The following is a 12,924-nucleotide window of genomic DNA, read 5'->3' as shown; positions in this document are numbered from 1 at the left end:
GGACTATCACTACCGCATCAACGCACAGTGATGGATTGGTGGCTGTATCTACATACAGAAGTCCCTGACGATCCGGTCAAGATCGCCAGGGACCAACGATGGGGTCAAGACGCACTTTCCACAGCAACAGACCTGATCACCCACAACACCACAGCCACTACCAATGACATCGGTGCACCAGCAGAATACGACACCGCCATCGACACCAGCTACCAACACAACCTCGGCATCCAAAAAGGCTGGATCAAATAACCGCAACACGCCCGGAAAAGACACACTTTTCTTTACTTAACCCGCGCGGCCGTTGAAGCTGATGAAGCGAAAGTAAAACCCTCGCCCGCTCGGTAAGATTCCAAGCGAACGAGGGTTAAAATGTGGGCTATCAGGGACTCGAACCCCGAACCCGCTGATTAAGAGTCAGCTGCTCTGCCAGTTGAGCTAATAGCCCGCGTTATTCGAAGCGCTGTGCGCCTCGGCAACGTGGAAAACTTTATACCCAGATGGCCTAACAATACAAATCGCCTGGTCAGGGCGGGTAAATTGATGTGTGAGTTCAGGGCTTATGCGCACGCCCCGGTGCTTCGTATACGCCCCTCATGCTTCGCACGCGCCCCGCACGGACGTCCCGCATGCACGCCCCATGCTCCGCAAGTGCACCCCACGCCGCTGACCTCACCGAGTCATTCACCGTAAACCCGGTCGCCGTTTATAACGTTTACGCTACGAACTGCTGGAACCCGCCGAAATGACTAACGCTCCACTGCAGCCAAGCGTTAAGGTTTAGGACAGTCACTTTTCTTACACACACCTTTCCCTTTCTTGGAGTTAGTCTTGCGCAACACCAAGGTTTTCGGACAAACCTTCTCACGGATCACTGCGGCGTCACTAAGTATCGCCCTAGTTACCTTCACCGCATCGTGCACAATCGACCGCGACAGCGACGACCCGCAGATCAGCTCTAATGCCTCAACCGGCGAGAACGGCGAGGGCGAAGAGAAGAAGGAAGAAAACAAGCTGACCTCCAACGTGAAGGACGGCGACACCGAGGTCGACGTCACCGAGCACGTGCAGGTCAAGGGCGACAAGAAGATCGACAAGGTCTCGCTGACCAACGACGCAGGTGAGGAAGTCAAGGGTAAGTTCAACGAGGACAAGACCGAGTGGACCGTCCCCACCAAGCTCGGCTACTCGCGCACCTACACCCTCACCGCGAAGTCCGGCGACCAGAAGCTCGAGCAGACCTTCACCACCATGACCCCCGGCATGACGCTCAACGGTGCCCTCGCCCCGCTCGACGGCTCGACCGTGGGCATCGGCCAAACCATCTCTCTTCGTTTTGACGCCCCCGTGGAAGACCGCAAGGCAGTGGAAGATGCCATCACCGTGGAGACCACGCCGAAGGTGGAAGGTGCCTTCTACTGGATCACAGCCCAGGAGGTGCGCTGGCGCCCAGAGAAGTACTGGAAGCCCGGCACCAAGGTCAGCGTGAAGGCCGATCTGTACGGCACGAAGATTGGCGAAGGCGTCTACGGCGGCGAAGACCGCAGCGCGAAGTTCACTATCGGCGACGCGATGCGTGCCGTAGTGGACGACAGCACCAAGATGATGACCATCAAGAAGAACGGCAAGACCGTGCAGACCATGCCGGTTTCCCTGGGGCGGGATTACCAGTACCCCACGCCGAACGGCAAGTACATCATCGGCGACCAGTTCGAGACACTGACCATGGACTCTTCGACGTTCGGCCTGACGGGCGCGGGCTCGTACGTGACGGACGTGCAGTACGCGACGCAGATGAGCTACTCCGGCATTTACATCCACGCCGCGCCGTGGAGCGTGTACGCGCAGGGCAACACCAACACTTCGCATGGCTGCATCAACGTGAGTGTGGAGAATGCCGCCTGGGTGTTTAATAACATGAAGCGCGGCGACATCGTTGAGGTGAAGAACACGCAGGGCGAGACCCTGAATGGCTCCGACGGCCTGGGCGACTGGAACATCCCGTGGAAGACCTGGAAGGCCGGGAACACGGAGGGGTAGCTAACGTCGGCTAGTGCAGGCTAGCACTAGCACTAGCAGTAGCGCAGGCGCGCGGCGCGGGGGACGGCGCGCGCGATGATCTTCGCCTTCTCGGCTCGCGGCACTTGCACGCGGGCCGTTTTCAGTTGCTCGACGGGGGTGCGAGCCAGCCGCTCGTTCAGCGCGGCGAACAGGTCGTGCGCGCCGAGCACCCCTACGCGGGCCGCCAGCGGCAGTAGCGCCATGGTGGCGTGCGCCTGGGCGAGCTCCTCGCGGATCTCGGAAACCAGCTCGGCCTTCGACTCCTCGGTGAGTTTGGGCAGGTAGGAGCGGTGCAGCCCGACCGTATCCTCCTGGTAGTCCCGCAGGAAATTCACCTTCTGGAAGGCACTGCCCAGCGCGTAGGCGCCCTGGTCGGTGCGGGAGCGCTGCTCCGTGGTCAGCGGGCTCCCAGCCTGCTCGGCGTGTGTTGCGAACACCGCGTTGCACATCCACCCGATCACGCCCGCGGATCCGTGCACGTAGTCGGCAAGTGGCAAGGGGTTGGAGCTGGGGGCGTCCGAACGCATGGACGCGAAGAAATCCACCGTCCAGGATCGTTCAAACCCCGCCCAGCGCGCGGTGGTGGCGAAGGCGTGCGCGATGGGGTCGGTGCTGAAGCCGGTGTCTAGCGCCTTGAGGGTGGTGCGTCCGTAGTCGTCGAGGGTCTTTGTGACGCCGCAGGCTGGCACGCCCAGCGCCTCAGCCGTACCGTCGACGATTTCATCCGCGACGCGGGCGAGGGCGTAGATGTTGCGGATGTGCAGCTTGATCGTGGGCGCGAGGAGTTCGCTGGCCAGGTAGAAGCTGGTGGAGTAGTGGCGGATGATGTGGGAGGCCGCGGCGGTGGAGGCCTGCGTGTACAGCGCGCCGGGGTCGTGGTGGATGCTGGCGCTGGGGTGTGCGGTAACGCTGGCGCTGCGGTGTGTGGTGGCGCTGGCGGCGGGGTGTGCGGTGGGGCTGGCGCTGGGGCGTGTACGAAAGGGGAGTTTGGGCAGGCGGGCCATGATGATTAATGCTAGCCCACGAGGGTTTGGAGGCTGGGGAGTGCCCTGGGAGGGCAAATGTCCCAAATCTTCCACTCTGCTTTTATAACTATTATGTTTGCGCTGGTAAGGACGTTTTGACGTATTCGTCAAAACCGAAAAAATCCCGAAAGTGGAAGATTTGGGACATTCGCCTTCTAGAGGGGAGGGTGAAGTCCGCGAATATCCGCGCGCATATCTAGGAGAATGCAGGCGCTGCGAGCCCATGCAGCCCGCAAAGGCACGCTCACTAAGGCGTTCCCGCAAAAGGTATACCTTGGAATAAAGCGTGTTTCGAAGCGCTGAATATTAAGAAGGCTACGAAAGTAACGACAAAGAGAGGCGAGCATCATGAGCGCATACACCTACAACGTCACCGGAATGAGCTGCGGACACTGCGAAAACGCCGTCAAGGAGGAAGTTTCCAACCTTCCGGGCGTTTCGAACATTGAGGTCAGCGCAGACAAGGGGCTGCTGACGTTCGAGCACGACGGGGCAGCAGGGGAGCTGACGGATCAGCAGGTCATCGAAGCGGTCGACGAAGCCGGCTACGAGGCCACCCGCGCGTAGCGCCCCGCCGCTAGAAGGGGCGCAGCCCCGCGATGCTGTAGAACTGGTGGCCCAGGAAAAGCAGCGCCGAATCGTCGGAGATCTCCGACACGTCCAGAACCTCCGCAGCCACCAGCGTAGATTCCCCCGCCTGGGCCGTATCCGCAATACGCGCCCGCATCACAGCCCGGGAGTTCGGCAGCAGCGGCTCGCCCGTCTCCGCGGTCACCCACCCTTGAGATTCTGCGAAGCGGTCCGCGCCCGAGGCGGCGAAGGAGTGCGCGATGGGGGACTGGGCGTCATTAAGAAAGTGCACCAACATGCTGCTCGACCGCAACAATTTGCCTGCCGAGCCCGTGCGCTTCATCAGCGAGAAACTGATCGACAGCGGGTGAAGCGACAGTGAAGATACAGACGATGCGGTCAGGCCGACGGGCTCGCCGTCGACGGTCGCGGTGATCAGCGTTACCCCCGCTGGATGTCCGCGGAAGACATCTCGAAACGCTGCTTCAAGATCGGTGTTACTCATTAGCATCACAAGACCTTTGGAAAAATTTGGGGTGACTGACGGGACTCGAACCCGCGACACCTAGGATCACAACCTAGTGCTCTACCAGCTGAACTACAGTCACCATTGCTGTTGAAAACAGCGGATTTCATGTTAGCCCACGCCCTGCGTCTTAACCAAAAGGCCAGCTCGCGAGGGGTGAAACAGGCCTAGGCGGGCCTAGGTGGCCCTAGGCTCAGTGCTAGATCGGGAAGCGCTCCACCGCTGCCTTCGCCGCGGCCGTCGCGTCCGCGTTCGACGGGTCTGCCTCCACGAGCATCGCGCGGCGGTAGTAATCCAGCTCGCGGATGGATTCCTTGATGTCCGCCAGCGCGCGGTGAGACATCCCCTTAGCGGGCTGGCCGTTGTACACGTGGGGATACCAGCGGCGGGCGAGCTCCTTCAGGCTGGAGACGTCGATCATGCGGTAGTGCAGGTACTGGTCCAGGTGTGGCATGTAGCGGTTGATGAACTTCCGGTCCGCGCTGATGGTGTTGCCGGCCAGTGGCGCCACGCCTGCGGTGGGCACGTGCTTTTTCACGTAGTCGAGGACCTGCTCCTCGGCTTCTTCCAGCGTGATGTCGGAGGCGCGGATCTGTTCCGTCAGGCCGGATTCGCCGTGCATCTTCGTCACGACGGCATCCATGCGGGCGAGGTCGCGTTCGGTTGCGTGAATCACCAGGTCCAGCCCCTCGTCGAGTGGGGTGAGGTCCGCATCCGTCACAATCACCGCAATCTCGACGAGCACGTGTTGGTCCGGGTCGAGGCCCGTCATTTCGCAGTCGACCCACACGAGTCGATCGTTCTTGGCAACTTGATTCGGGGTGGTGTTCACGGATGTTCCTTTCTGTTGTTGATAATTCTATGTCTTTTTTGGTGACGCCCCCTCGGAATCAGTCGCTTTCGGTTGCCATTTGGGCGTAGAACTTACCCACGATCGGCGCGGTGACCTTCCGCGGCAGGTACGTGGAGACGAAGTTCATGGCCTTGGACAGTGGGCCGGGGACTACACGGAGCTTGTTCTTAGACAGGGCGGTCAGGGTGTCGATGGCGCAGTCCGCGTAGGTGGTCCAGAGGAAATCCGGGACGGCATCGTCAACCTCGGTGAGCTGCTCGTCTTCCTTGCGGGCTTCGCGCACCGGGCCGGGTGCCAGCAGGGTGCACTTAATGCCGTGGTCCTTGAGCTCGTAGTGCAGGGACTCGGTGAAGGTATTGACCATCGCCTTAGTGCCGACGTAGGTGGCGTTTCCGGGGATGGCCATGTTGCCGGCGGCGGAGCCGACGTTGACGATGCCGCCCTCGCCGCGTTCCAGCATGCCGGGTAGTACGGCCTGGGTGAGTTCGTAGAGTGCGGTGGCGTTCAGCTCGAACTGCAGGCGCTCGTAGTCCCAGTCGAGGTCCTTGAACTGGCCGAAGGTGGCGATGCCAGCAGAGTTGATGATGATGCTGACCGGGGTGGTGCGCAGCTCTTCCAGCAGTTCCGCGCGGGCGGGCGCATCCGCCAGGTCGACGGAGCGAATCTGCACGTCGCGGTCCGGGAAGGCATCTGCGATCTCTTGCATGGGAGCCACAGTGCGGGCGACCAGGAGCAGGTCGTAGCCGCGCCGGGCGAGCTCCTCGGCGATGGCCTTGCCGATGCCGGAGGAAGCGCCGGTGATCACAGCGTAGGAGCCCGGGGTGGGGGCGGGGAGGTCCAGCCCCTCGGACTTCTGGGACTTGCCCAGGGGGAGGGAGCGGAGGGCGTCAATAGGGTTAAAGCGGCTATTCGCAGTCATGGCTACAACCATAGCGGGCGGTGCGGACAGGGGGCGGGGCACGCTAAAGCGCGGAGAAGTGGGGGTGAATGGAGAGCCAGGAAGAATTAGGCGAACACCATTATGAGGACAATTGGTGTGATGAGAGCGTTGCTGAACAAATTGAGGAAAAGCCCGCCCCAGAGGGTTCCTTGCCAGCGGGTGAAGAGCGCGGAGCCTAGACCCAACAAGGTGGCGTAGATGATGATGGGCGGGCTAATGTGCACGAGCCCGAACAGCAGTGAACTCAGGCCGATACTCAAGGCGACGGGCATGATCGTGTCAAAATAGCCCATCAGAATGCGACGAAAGACGAGCTCTTCGAGAAACGGGCCGACTAAGAGATACGCGATGAACACGAAGATTACCGAAAGGTGCACCGAAATGGAGCTGGACTCTTCGGCGGCGGGGCATTGTTCACTGAAAATGCTGTCCAGCAGGTTGTTAGAGCAAATTGCGGCTGTAGCGGCGCCGATGGAAACGAGCGGAATTTGCCAAAAAAGATGTCCAGCCTTGTTTGATAGCGGAAGAAAGCCCGATTCGATGTTGTGCTTTCGAAAATATCGAAGCAAAAGCCACATCGGGGCACCGAAAGTGATCGGAAGCGTGAAGGCCATGACAATACATGTGGTCTTGTCGCTGGCAGATGATTCGGAGAGTCCAAACACCTGGGCAATTAAGAGTCCACAGACAGAAAGAAAAGCGAGGGCCGCGACAAAGGCGTCGCGGGCTTGTGGGGCGGTAAGTTCCCGGTAACGCATACTGGCAGAATTCACTTGGTTCACTTCCGTGCTTAGTTTTGCGTGGTCTGTTGAAGCGTTTGGAAAATGTGTTCCGCGGGGAAAGCGGGCCTCGGTTAGCCTTAATACATGATCCCCGATATTCGCAGAGTTGGACAACACGCCGCGCTGTATGCCCATGCGCGCTGTGAGCACATCATGGAACAGATCGAAGACCGCGTTGGCGATGACTGGGGAATTGCCGTAGGTGAAATTGAAGGCGAGCAGTACTACCAGTTTCAGGGGCGGGTTAAGCTCGCCAATGCTCGAGTGGAACTCGTCGCGACCGTTGATGTGGAGTCTGCGACTCTCAAGTGGGAATGGGCGGATGAAGCGGCTGTTTCCGGAGCTGCAGAACTTGGTCGGCGCCTTGCCGCGGAGGCGATGCGCGAGTGGGGTGAGGAACAAGACCTGTTCGGATTTACGACCCCAGTGGTGCCTTACGAGGTTCCCGAGTGGGACGGCGATGAAGCAGAATCGGGTAGCGGGGAAGACGCGGAAGATGAGGAAGGCGAAGAAGGCGACGAGCTGTATGCGCAGTCAATTGTAGCGGCAGCCGTTTCGGAGGATGTAGGGGATAGCGCGTTCGAAATCTTTGGTTCGCATGCTTGTTACGCAAGCATTCCGAACGAAGACGAGTCCGAGATCCGGATTTACTTGATGGATTCGTTCAACCCACCTATGGAGGAGACGGATCTGTCGGTGATGTTCGTCAAGTTCGACGCCATATTGTTGGAATGCGACGACCCGGTGTGGAGCATCGAAGGGATTGCGCATCAGCGCGAGGACTGGACAGTCGAGGAAATCGAGCCGGAGAACAAGCAACGCGCGTGGAAGATTGCGGACAGTGAAGGACGCTTCTTCGTGGTGGAGCTGAGCTTCAATGAAGACGGCACGATCGCAGAACTTGGCAAGAAGGGGCTGCTTACAGAGGAAAGCGCCTGACGAAATCCGTCGGACACTCTAGCTAAAAAACGAAGTCCGCGCCTCGGGAAAGAAAAACCAAGCCCCTGGTTTGTCCACGTAGTCGCGATTGAAGTGTCAACCATGTCGCGACTCATGACACACGGCGCCCCCGGCAGGACTCGAACCCGCGACACATGGGGTAGAAACCCACTGCTCTAATCCACTGAGCTACGGAGGCATACGAGTAGATGATAATGCACGCGCCCACGCGCTGAAATCGCGGGGCAACCATGCCGTTGGCGTGGCACAGCCGCGCAGGTAGGCGCCGGGGTAGCGCACCACCACTGTGACGCAATCAACATCACAAAACCAGGAAGTTCACCCTGTCCGGAGCGCAGGGTAAGGTTCGAAACATGTCCTCCCAGGCAGATCAGGAAGCTAAGCAAGAAGCGCAAACCCCGGCCCAGCCCGCGAAGCTGGGCAACCCCGGCCTCGTGTACCTCATCGGCGCTCTCGTCGCCGGGTGTTTCGGCGCGGTCATCGGCTACTCCTTCCTCGGCGAATCGCTCGCCCTGCTGGGCATTCCGGACCCCGGCCCGCTGACCACCGTCGGTCTGCCCTTCGTCCGCGGCGCGGCGATTTTCATCGGCTGCCTAGGCCTCGGCGGGTTCCTTATGGCCGCCTTCGGCACGCCCCCGGATAAGCAGGGCTACCTCACGCTCGACGGCTTCCGTGCCGCACGCACGGGCACCTGGGGAATGATCGGCTTCGCAGTCCTGTCGATCCTGCTGATCCCCATGTACATGTCGGATATTTCCGGCAGCCCCCTCACAGAGGTGCTCAAGCCTGAGTACTGGGGGATTGCGCTGGATCAGGTGTCGGCGTCGAAGGCTTGGCTCTGGGTTGCCATCTTCGCTGGCGTGGCCGGTGGGCTGTCGCTGCTCACGCGGAAGTGGATCTGGCAGCCGATCTTCCTGGCACTGTCGGTGCTTTCGCTGATTCCGCTGGCCCTGGAGGGGCACTCCGCGGCGGGCGGTAACCACGACTACGGCGTGAACTCTCTGCTCTGGCACATCATCTGCGTATCGCTGTGGGTGGGTGGCCTGCTGGCCCTCCTGGCGCACGCGAAGCGTCGCGGCCCGCACCTGGCCCTCCTCGTCCAGCGCTACAGTACCCTGGCACTGTTCTGCATCATTGCCGTTGCGATCTCCGGCTTCATCAACGCACTGCTGCGCGTCCACCTGGACGAGCTCTTCACCACCCAGTACGGCCTGGTCATCGTCGCAAAAATGGTCATGACGTTGCTCCTGGCCTGGTTCGGTTGGGAGCAGCGCTCCCGCATCATCCCGAAACTGCGCGACGGCGAGGGCGAAAACGGCAAGACCACCAACGCCCAGCGCAGGCCGTTTATCCGCTTTGCTGCACTGGAAATCTTCATCATGGCCGCCACCATCGGCATCGCCGTCTCCCTGGGCCGCATCCCGCCGCCGATCGAGCAGGTCATTGACCTCACCCAGCAGGACGTACTGCTGGGCTACACCCTCACCGAGCCGCCGAGTATCGGGCGTTACTTCACCATGTTCCGCCTGGATCTCATCTTCGGTGTGGGTGCGATCCTCCTCCAGGCCGGGTACATGTGGGCCTGGCTGAGCATCCGCAAACGCGGCATCGAGTGGCCCATCCAGCGCCTCATCTGGTGGTCCGTCGGCAACGTCACCCTGCTGTTCGCCACCAGCTCCGGCCTGGGCATGTACTCCATGGCGATGTTCGGCCCGCACATGCTGCAGCACGTCATCCTCTCCATGGCCGTGCCCGTGTTCTGGGTCCTCGGCGGCCCCATGACACTCCTGCTGCGCGCCCTGCCCGCCGCTGGCCGCAATGGCGTTCCGGGACCGCGCGAATGGTTGGTCGTGTTCATCAACAACCCCTTCTCGCGCTTCCTGACGCACCCCATCGTCGCCGGAACGCAGTTCGTTGTCGGCTTCTACTACCTCTATCTTTCGCCGCTTTTTGACGCCATCGCGGGTGAGCACGCCGGCCACCTGTTTATGATGCTGCACTTCATCATCTCGGGGTACATCTTCTATTGGGTGATCATCGGCGTGGATGCCGCACCGCGGAACCTCTCGCCGTTCATCAAGATGCTGACCCTCTTTGCGATGGTGACCTTCCACGCATGGTTCGGTATCGCGATGATGCAGATTTCCGAGCCGCTGAACGCGGAGTTCTACAACCAGCTGGACTTCCCATTCCCAGTGGACCTGGACCACCAGCAGTACTTGGGCGGCAGCATCACCTGGGCTCTGGGCGAGATTCCGCTGCTGGTGGTTTCCATCGCCCACGGATTCCAATGGCTGCGCTCCGACCGGCGCGAAGCCAAGCGTTTCGACCGCCGTGAAGAGCGCACTGGCGATGAAGAGCTGGAGGCGTACAACGCGATGCTGGCTGGGCTCTCCAGCGGGCAGATCGATACCGGCAACCGCGCGTACTACGGCGATGACTACCACGACCAGGACGTTCAGAGCACCCTGCACTCGGCCAAGCACAAGTCGCAGCACAAGGCCCAACACAGGGGTCAGAGCCAAGCTCAGCGCCAAGCTCAGGAGCAGGGTAAAAACCAGGCTCAGAACCAGGCCGAAACCAAAGCCGAGAATAAGCAAGCCCGCGGGAAGTCGGACTAACGCACACCCGGCCGCAAACTGTCAACCCCCTTCTTTTCAACCTGTGGATAAGCGCCTTTGATGGGCGGAGTTGTCCACAGGGTGGCGTCACGAAGAAAAAGAAAAACCCCGAAACGCGCTAACAATAAAGCCACGCGCCGGGGAACAAGCTTCGGTGCGACAACAAGGAAGGGGACAAGTCAGATGAGCAACAATCTGGCGCAGGCATATCTGGTGGGGAACGCGGTTGACCACCCGCAGATTCGAATCAAGGGGCTAGACGGCGGGCCGACACTAACCACGTTCCGCGTGGCGATGAACCACCGCTACCAAGGCGCGGACGGACAGTGGAAGGACGGCGACCCGTGCTACATGGAAGTCCAGTGCTGGGGAGCGCTGGGCGATAACGTCAGCGCGACGGTGTGCAAGGGAATGTCCGTGATCGTCGTCGGACGCATCGTGCAAAGCACGTGGGAAGCCAACGGCGAAGACGGCAAGTCCGTGACACGCAGCGTGCTGCGCGTGCGTGCCACCCACGTCGGCCCGGATCTGAGCGCCCGGAACGTGTTGGTGAACGTTCGCAAGGCCGTGGAGCAGAACGCTGAGAAGAACGCCGAGCAGAACCCGGCGCAGAACCCAACTGGCTCGCCGGAGCTGGTGGGTGTCGGCGCAGGTGGCCAGGAAGAGGAAGTGGAACCTGCATTCTAAGCGCTAGTTTCAGCGCTAATCCAAGCGCTTAATAGGCGCTAGATGGTGAGGCCGACTTGGGCAGCTCGGGGGAGTAGCCCAGGTCGGCCTTTGCACGGTGGCACCACGTACACTGGGTGGGCGAATACATTGGGACACTAACCACGAAAGGTCAAAAGAGTTCACCGTGGGCGAGTTCATTTACACCATGAAGAACGTGCGCAAGGCGCACGGAGACAAAGTCATCCTGGATAACGTCACGATGGCGTTCTACCCCGGCGCCAAGATCGGCGTGGTGGGCCCGAACGGTGCAGGTAAGTCCTCCATCCTGAAGATCATGGCTGGCATCGACCAGCCCTCCAACGGCGAGGCCTTCCTGGACCCCGGCGCAACCGTCGGCATCCTGCTGCAGGAGCCGCCGCTGAACGAGGAAAAGACCGTTCGCCAGAACGTCGAAGAAGGCATGGGCGAGATCTTCGAAATCCGCCAGCGCTACGAAGAGATCGCCGAAGAAATGGCCACCAACTACACCGACGAGTTGATGGAAGAGATGACGACTCTGCAGGAGAAGATCGACGCTGCAGATGCGTGGGAGCTGGACTCCAAGATCGAGCAGGCCATGGAAGCGCTGCGCTGCCCGCCGTCCGATGAACCGGTGACCCACCTCTCCGGAGGTGAGCGCCGCCGCGTGGCCCTGGCTAAGCTGCTGCTTTCCGAGCCGGACCTGCTGCTGCTCGACGAGCCCACAAACCACCTGGACGCCGAGTCCGTGCTCTGGCTGGAGCAGCACCTGAAGGACTACAAGGGTGCCGTCCTGGCCGTCACCCACGACCGCTACTTCCTGGACCACGTCGCCGGCTGGATCTGTGAGGTCGACCGCGGCAAGCTGTACCCCTACGAGGGCAACTACTCCACCTACCTGGAGACCAAGGCCAAGCGCCTGGAAGTTGCTGGCAAGAAGGACGCGAAGCTGCAGAAGCGACTCAAGGAAGAACTGCAGTGGGTCCGCTCCGGCGCGAAGGCCCGTCAGGCGAAGAACAAGGCCCGTCTGCAGCGCTACGAGGAGATGGCTGCTGAGGCGGAGAAGTACAAGAAGCTGGACTTCGAAGAGATCCAGATTCCGACCCCGCCGCGCCTGGGCAACCAGGTGGTCGAGGTCAAGGACCTGAACAAGGGATTCGACGGCCGCACCCTGATCAAGGACCTGTCGTTCACCCTGCCGCGCAACGGCATTGTGGGCGTCATCGGTCCGAATGGTGTGGGTAAGACCACCCTGTTTAAGACCATCGTTGGCCTGGAAGAGCCGGACTCCGGCGAGGTGAAGGTCGGCTCCACCGTGCAGCTGAGCTACGTGGATCAGAACCGCGAGAACATCGACCCGGAGCAGACCGTCTGGGAGGTCGTCTCCGACGGCCTGGACTTCATTCACGTCGGCCAGAACGAAATGCCTTCCCGCGCGTACCTGTCCGCGTTCGGCTTCAAGGGTCCGGACCAGCAGAAGCCTTCCAAGGTGCTGTCCGGTGGTGAGCGCAACCGTCTGAACCTGGCGCTGACGCTGAAGCAGGGCGGCAACCTGATCCTGCTGGATGAGCCGACTAACGACCTGGACGTGGAAACCCTGTCCTCCCTGGAGAACGCCCTGCAGCAGTTCCCGGGCTGCGCCGTGGTCATTTCGCACGACCGTTGGTTCCTGGACCGCACCTGTACCCACATTCTGGCCTGGGAGGGCAATGTTGCCGAAGGCCAGTGGTACTGGTTCGAGGGCAACTTCGAGGACTACGAGAAGAACAAGGTTGAGCGCCTCGGCCCGGAGGCTGCACGTCCGCACCGCGTAACGCACCGCAAGCTGACCCGCTAGTCGGACAGCACGCTAAAGCGGCTCGGCGGCGCAGGCTAACCAATAGGCCTGCGCCGCGTTTC

General features: G+C 60.9%; 11 protein-coding genes, 3 tRNA genes and 1 pseudogene. 7 read left to right on the top strand and 8 right to left on the bottom strand.

Annotation, left to right across the window (positions count from 1 at the left end):
- Positions 1-252: pseudogene (locus JQ46_RS03420) on the top strand (IS1249 family transposase); the annotation flags it as partial.
- Between the two features lie 123 nt (positions 253-375).
- On the opposite strand, the gene JQ46_RS03415 reads toward JQ46_RS03420, so the two are convergent.
- Positions 376-448: transfer RNA gene (locus JQ46_RS03415), tRNA-Lys, on the bottom strand.
- 383 nt (positions 449-831) lie between these two features.
- On the opposite strand from JQ46_RS03415, the gene JQ46_RS03410 reads away from it, so the two are divergent.
- Positions 832-2,040, top strand: coding sequence for a L,D-transpeptidase (locus JQ46_RS03410; RefSeq protein ID WP_034985422.1), 1,209 nt, complete (start codon positions 832-834; stop codon positions 2,038-2,040).
- Between the two features lie 32 nt (positions 2,041-2,072).
- On the opposite strand, the gene JQ46_RS03405 is transcribed toward JQ46_RS03410, so the two are convergent.
- Positions 2,073-3,065 carry a squalene/phytoene synthase family protein gene (locus JQ46_RS03405; RefSeq protein WP_237744699.1) on the bottom strand — a complete coding sequence of 331 codons (993 nt, stop codon included), beginning with the start codon at positions 3,063-3,065 and terminating at the stop codon, positions 2,073-2,075.
- Between the two features lie 369 nt (positions 3,066-3,434).
- Here JQ46_RS03405 and JQ46_RS03400 point away from each other — a divergent pair, with 369 nt between their 5' ends.
- Entirely contained in the window at positions 3,435-3,653 is a 219-nt protein-coding gene (locus tag JQ46_RS03400; RefSeq protein ID WP_034985420.1) for a heavy-metal-associated domain-containing protein, read from the top strand.
- A 10-nt stretch (positions 3,654-3,663) separates the two neighbouring features.
- Here the strand turns inward: JQ46_RS03400 and JQ46_RS03395 are convergent, their stop codons facing one another.
- From JQ46_RS03395 to JQ46_RS03375, 5 genes are all read right to left on the bottom strand, one after another.
- Entirely contained in the window at positions 3,664-4,161 is a 498-nt protein-coding gene (locus JQ46_RS03395; protein ID WP_237744698.1) for a flavin reductase family protein, read from the bottom strand.
- A gap of 27 nt (positions 4,162-4,188) precedes the next feature.
- Positions 4,189-4,264 (bottom strand) — tRNA-His (locus JQ46_RS03390).
- A gap of 117 nt (positions 4,265-4,381) precedes the next feature.
- Positions 4,382-5,014: an oligoribonuclease gene (orn, locus tag JQ46_RS03385; protein WP_034985415.1), complete on the bottom strand. Its 633-nt coding sequence runs from the start codon at positions 5,012-5,014 to the stop codon at positions 4,382-4,384.
- Between the two features lie 58 nt (positions 5,015-5,072).
- Positions 5,073-5,876 (bottom strand): mycolate reductase, encoded by an 804-nt coding sequence (cmrA, locus tag JQ46_RS03380; protein WP_034985455.1) that lies wholly within the window; start codon positions 5,874-5,876, stop codon positions 5,073-5,075.
- 164 nt (positions 5,877-6,040) lie between these two features.
- A complete protein-coding gene (locus JQ46_RS03375; protein ID WP_192816316.1) occupies positions 6,041-6,757 on the bottom strand; it encodes a CPBP family intramembrane glutamic endopeptidase in 717 nt (238 codons plus the stop codon).
- A gap of 84 nt (positions 6,758-6,841) precedes the next feature.
- Between JQ46_RS03375 and JQ46_RS03370 the strand changes: the two genes are divergently transcribed.
- A complete protein-coding gene (locus JQ46_RS03370; RefSeq protein ID WP_034985411.1) occupies positions 6,842-7,696 on the top strand; it encodes a DUF6882 domain-containing protein in 855 nt (284 codons plus the stop codon).
- Positions 7,697-7,821: 125 nt separating this feature from the next.
- Here the strand turns inward: JQ46_RS03370 and JQ46_RS03365 are convergent.
- Positions 7,822-7,895, bottom strand: a tRNA-Arg gene (locus JQ46_RS03365).
- Positions 7,896-8,070: 175 nt separating this feature from the next.
- Between JQ46_RS03365 and JQ46_RS03360 the strand changes: the two genes are divergently transcribed.
- The 3 genes from JQ46_RS03360 to ettA all read left to right on the top strand — a co-directional run bounded on the left by JQ46_RS03360 (position 8,071) and on the right by ettA (position 12,862).
- The gene (locus JQ46_RS03360; RefSeq protein WP_051876223.1) at positions 8,071-10,338 is read left to right on the top strand and encodes a cytochrome c oxidase assembly protein; all 2,268 of its coding nucleotides are present in this window, start codon (positions 8,071-8,073) and stop codon (positions 10,336-10,338) included.
- Positions 10,339-10,521: 183 nt separating this feature from the next.
- Positions 10,522-11,025 carry a single-stranded DNA-binding protein gene (ssb, locus tag JQ46_RS03355; protein ID WP_034985409.1) on the top strand — a complete coding sequence of 168 codons (504 nt, stop codon included), beginning with the start codon at positions 10,522-10,524 and terminating at the stop codon, positions 11,023-11,025.
- Positions 11,026-11,191: 166 nt separating this feature from the next.
- The gene (gene ettA / locus JQ46_RS03350) at positions 11,192-12,862 is read left to right on the top strand and encodes an energy-dependent translational throttle protein EttA (protein ID WP_034985406.1); all 1,671 of its coding nucleotides are present in this window, start codon (positions 11,192-11,194) and stop codon (positions 12,860-12,862) included.
- Positions 12,863-12,924: the final 62 nt, after the last annotated feature.

The organism is Corynebacterium jeikeium (genome assembly GCF_000738175.1).
Classification (GTDB): Bacteria; Actinomycetota; Actinomycetes; order Mycobacteriales; family Mycobacteriaceae; genus Corynebacterium; species Corynebacterium jeikeium_C.
Note: the sequence above shows the minus strand (reverse complement) of the source record. Positions and strands in the feature narration are given on the sequence as shown.

What these genes read in the sequence shown, in the direction of transcription:
- JQ46_RS03405 (WP_237744699.1), bottom strand. Translation starts at nt 3,065, where the DNA reads ATGGCCCGCCTGCCCAAACTCCCCTTTCGTACACGCCCCAGCGCCAGC.
- JQ46_RS03400 (WP_034985420.1), top strand. Translation starts at nt 3,435, where the DNA reads ATGAGCGCATACACCTACAACGTCACCGGAATGAGCTGCGGACACTGC.
- JQ46_RS03395 (WP_237744698.1), bottom strand. Translation starts at nt 4,161, where the DNA reads ATGAGTAACACCGATCTTGAAGCAGCGTTTCGAGATGTCTTCCGCGGA.
- JQ46_RS03370 (WP_034985411.1), top strand. Translation starts at nt 6,842, where the DNA reads ATGATCCCCGATATTCGCAGAGTTGGACAACACGCCGCGCTGTATGCC.
- JQ46_RS03360 (WP_051876223.1), top strand. Translation starts at nt 8,071, where the DNA reads ATGTCCTCCCAGGCAGATCAGGAAGCTAAGCAAGAAGCGCAAACCCCG.
- ssb (WP_034985409.1), top strand. Translation starts at nt 10,522, where the DNA reads ATGAGCAACAATCTGGCGCAGGCATATCTGGTGGGGAACGCGGTTGAC.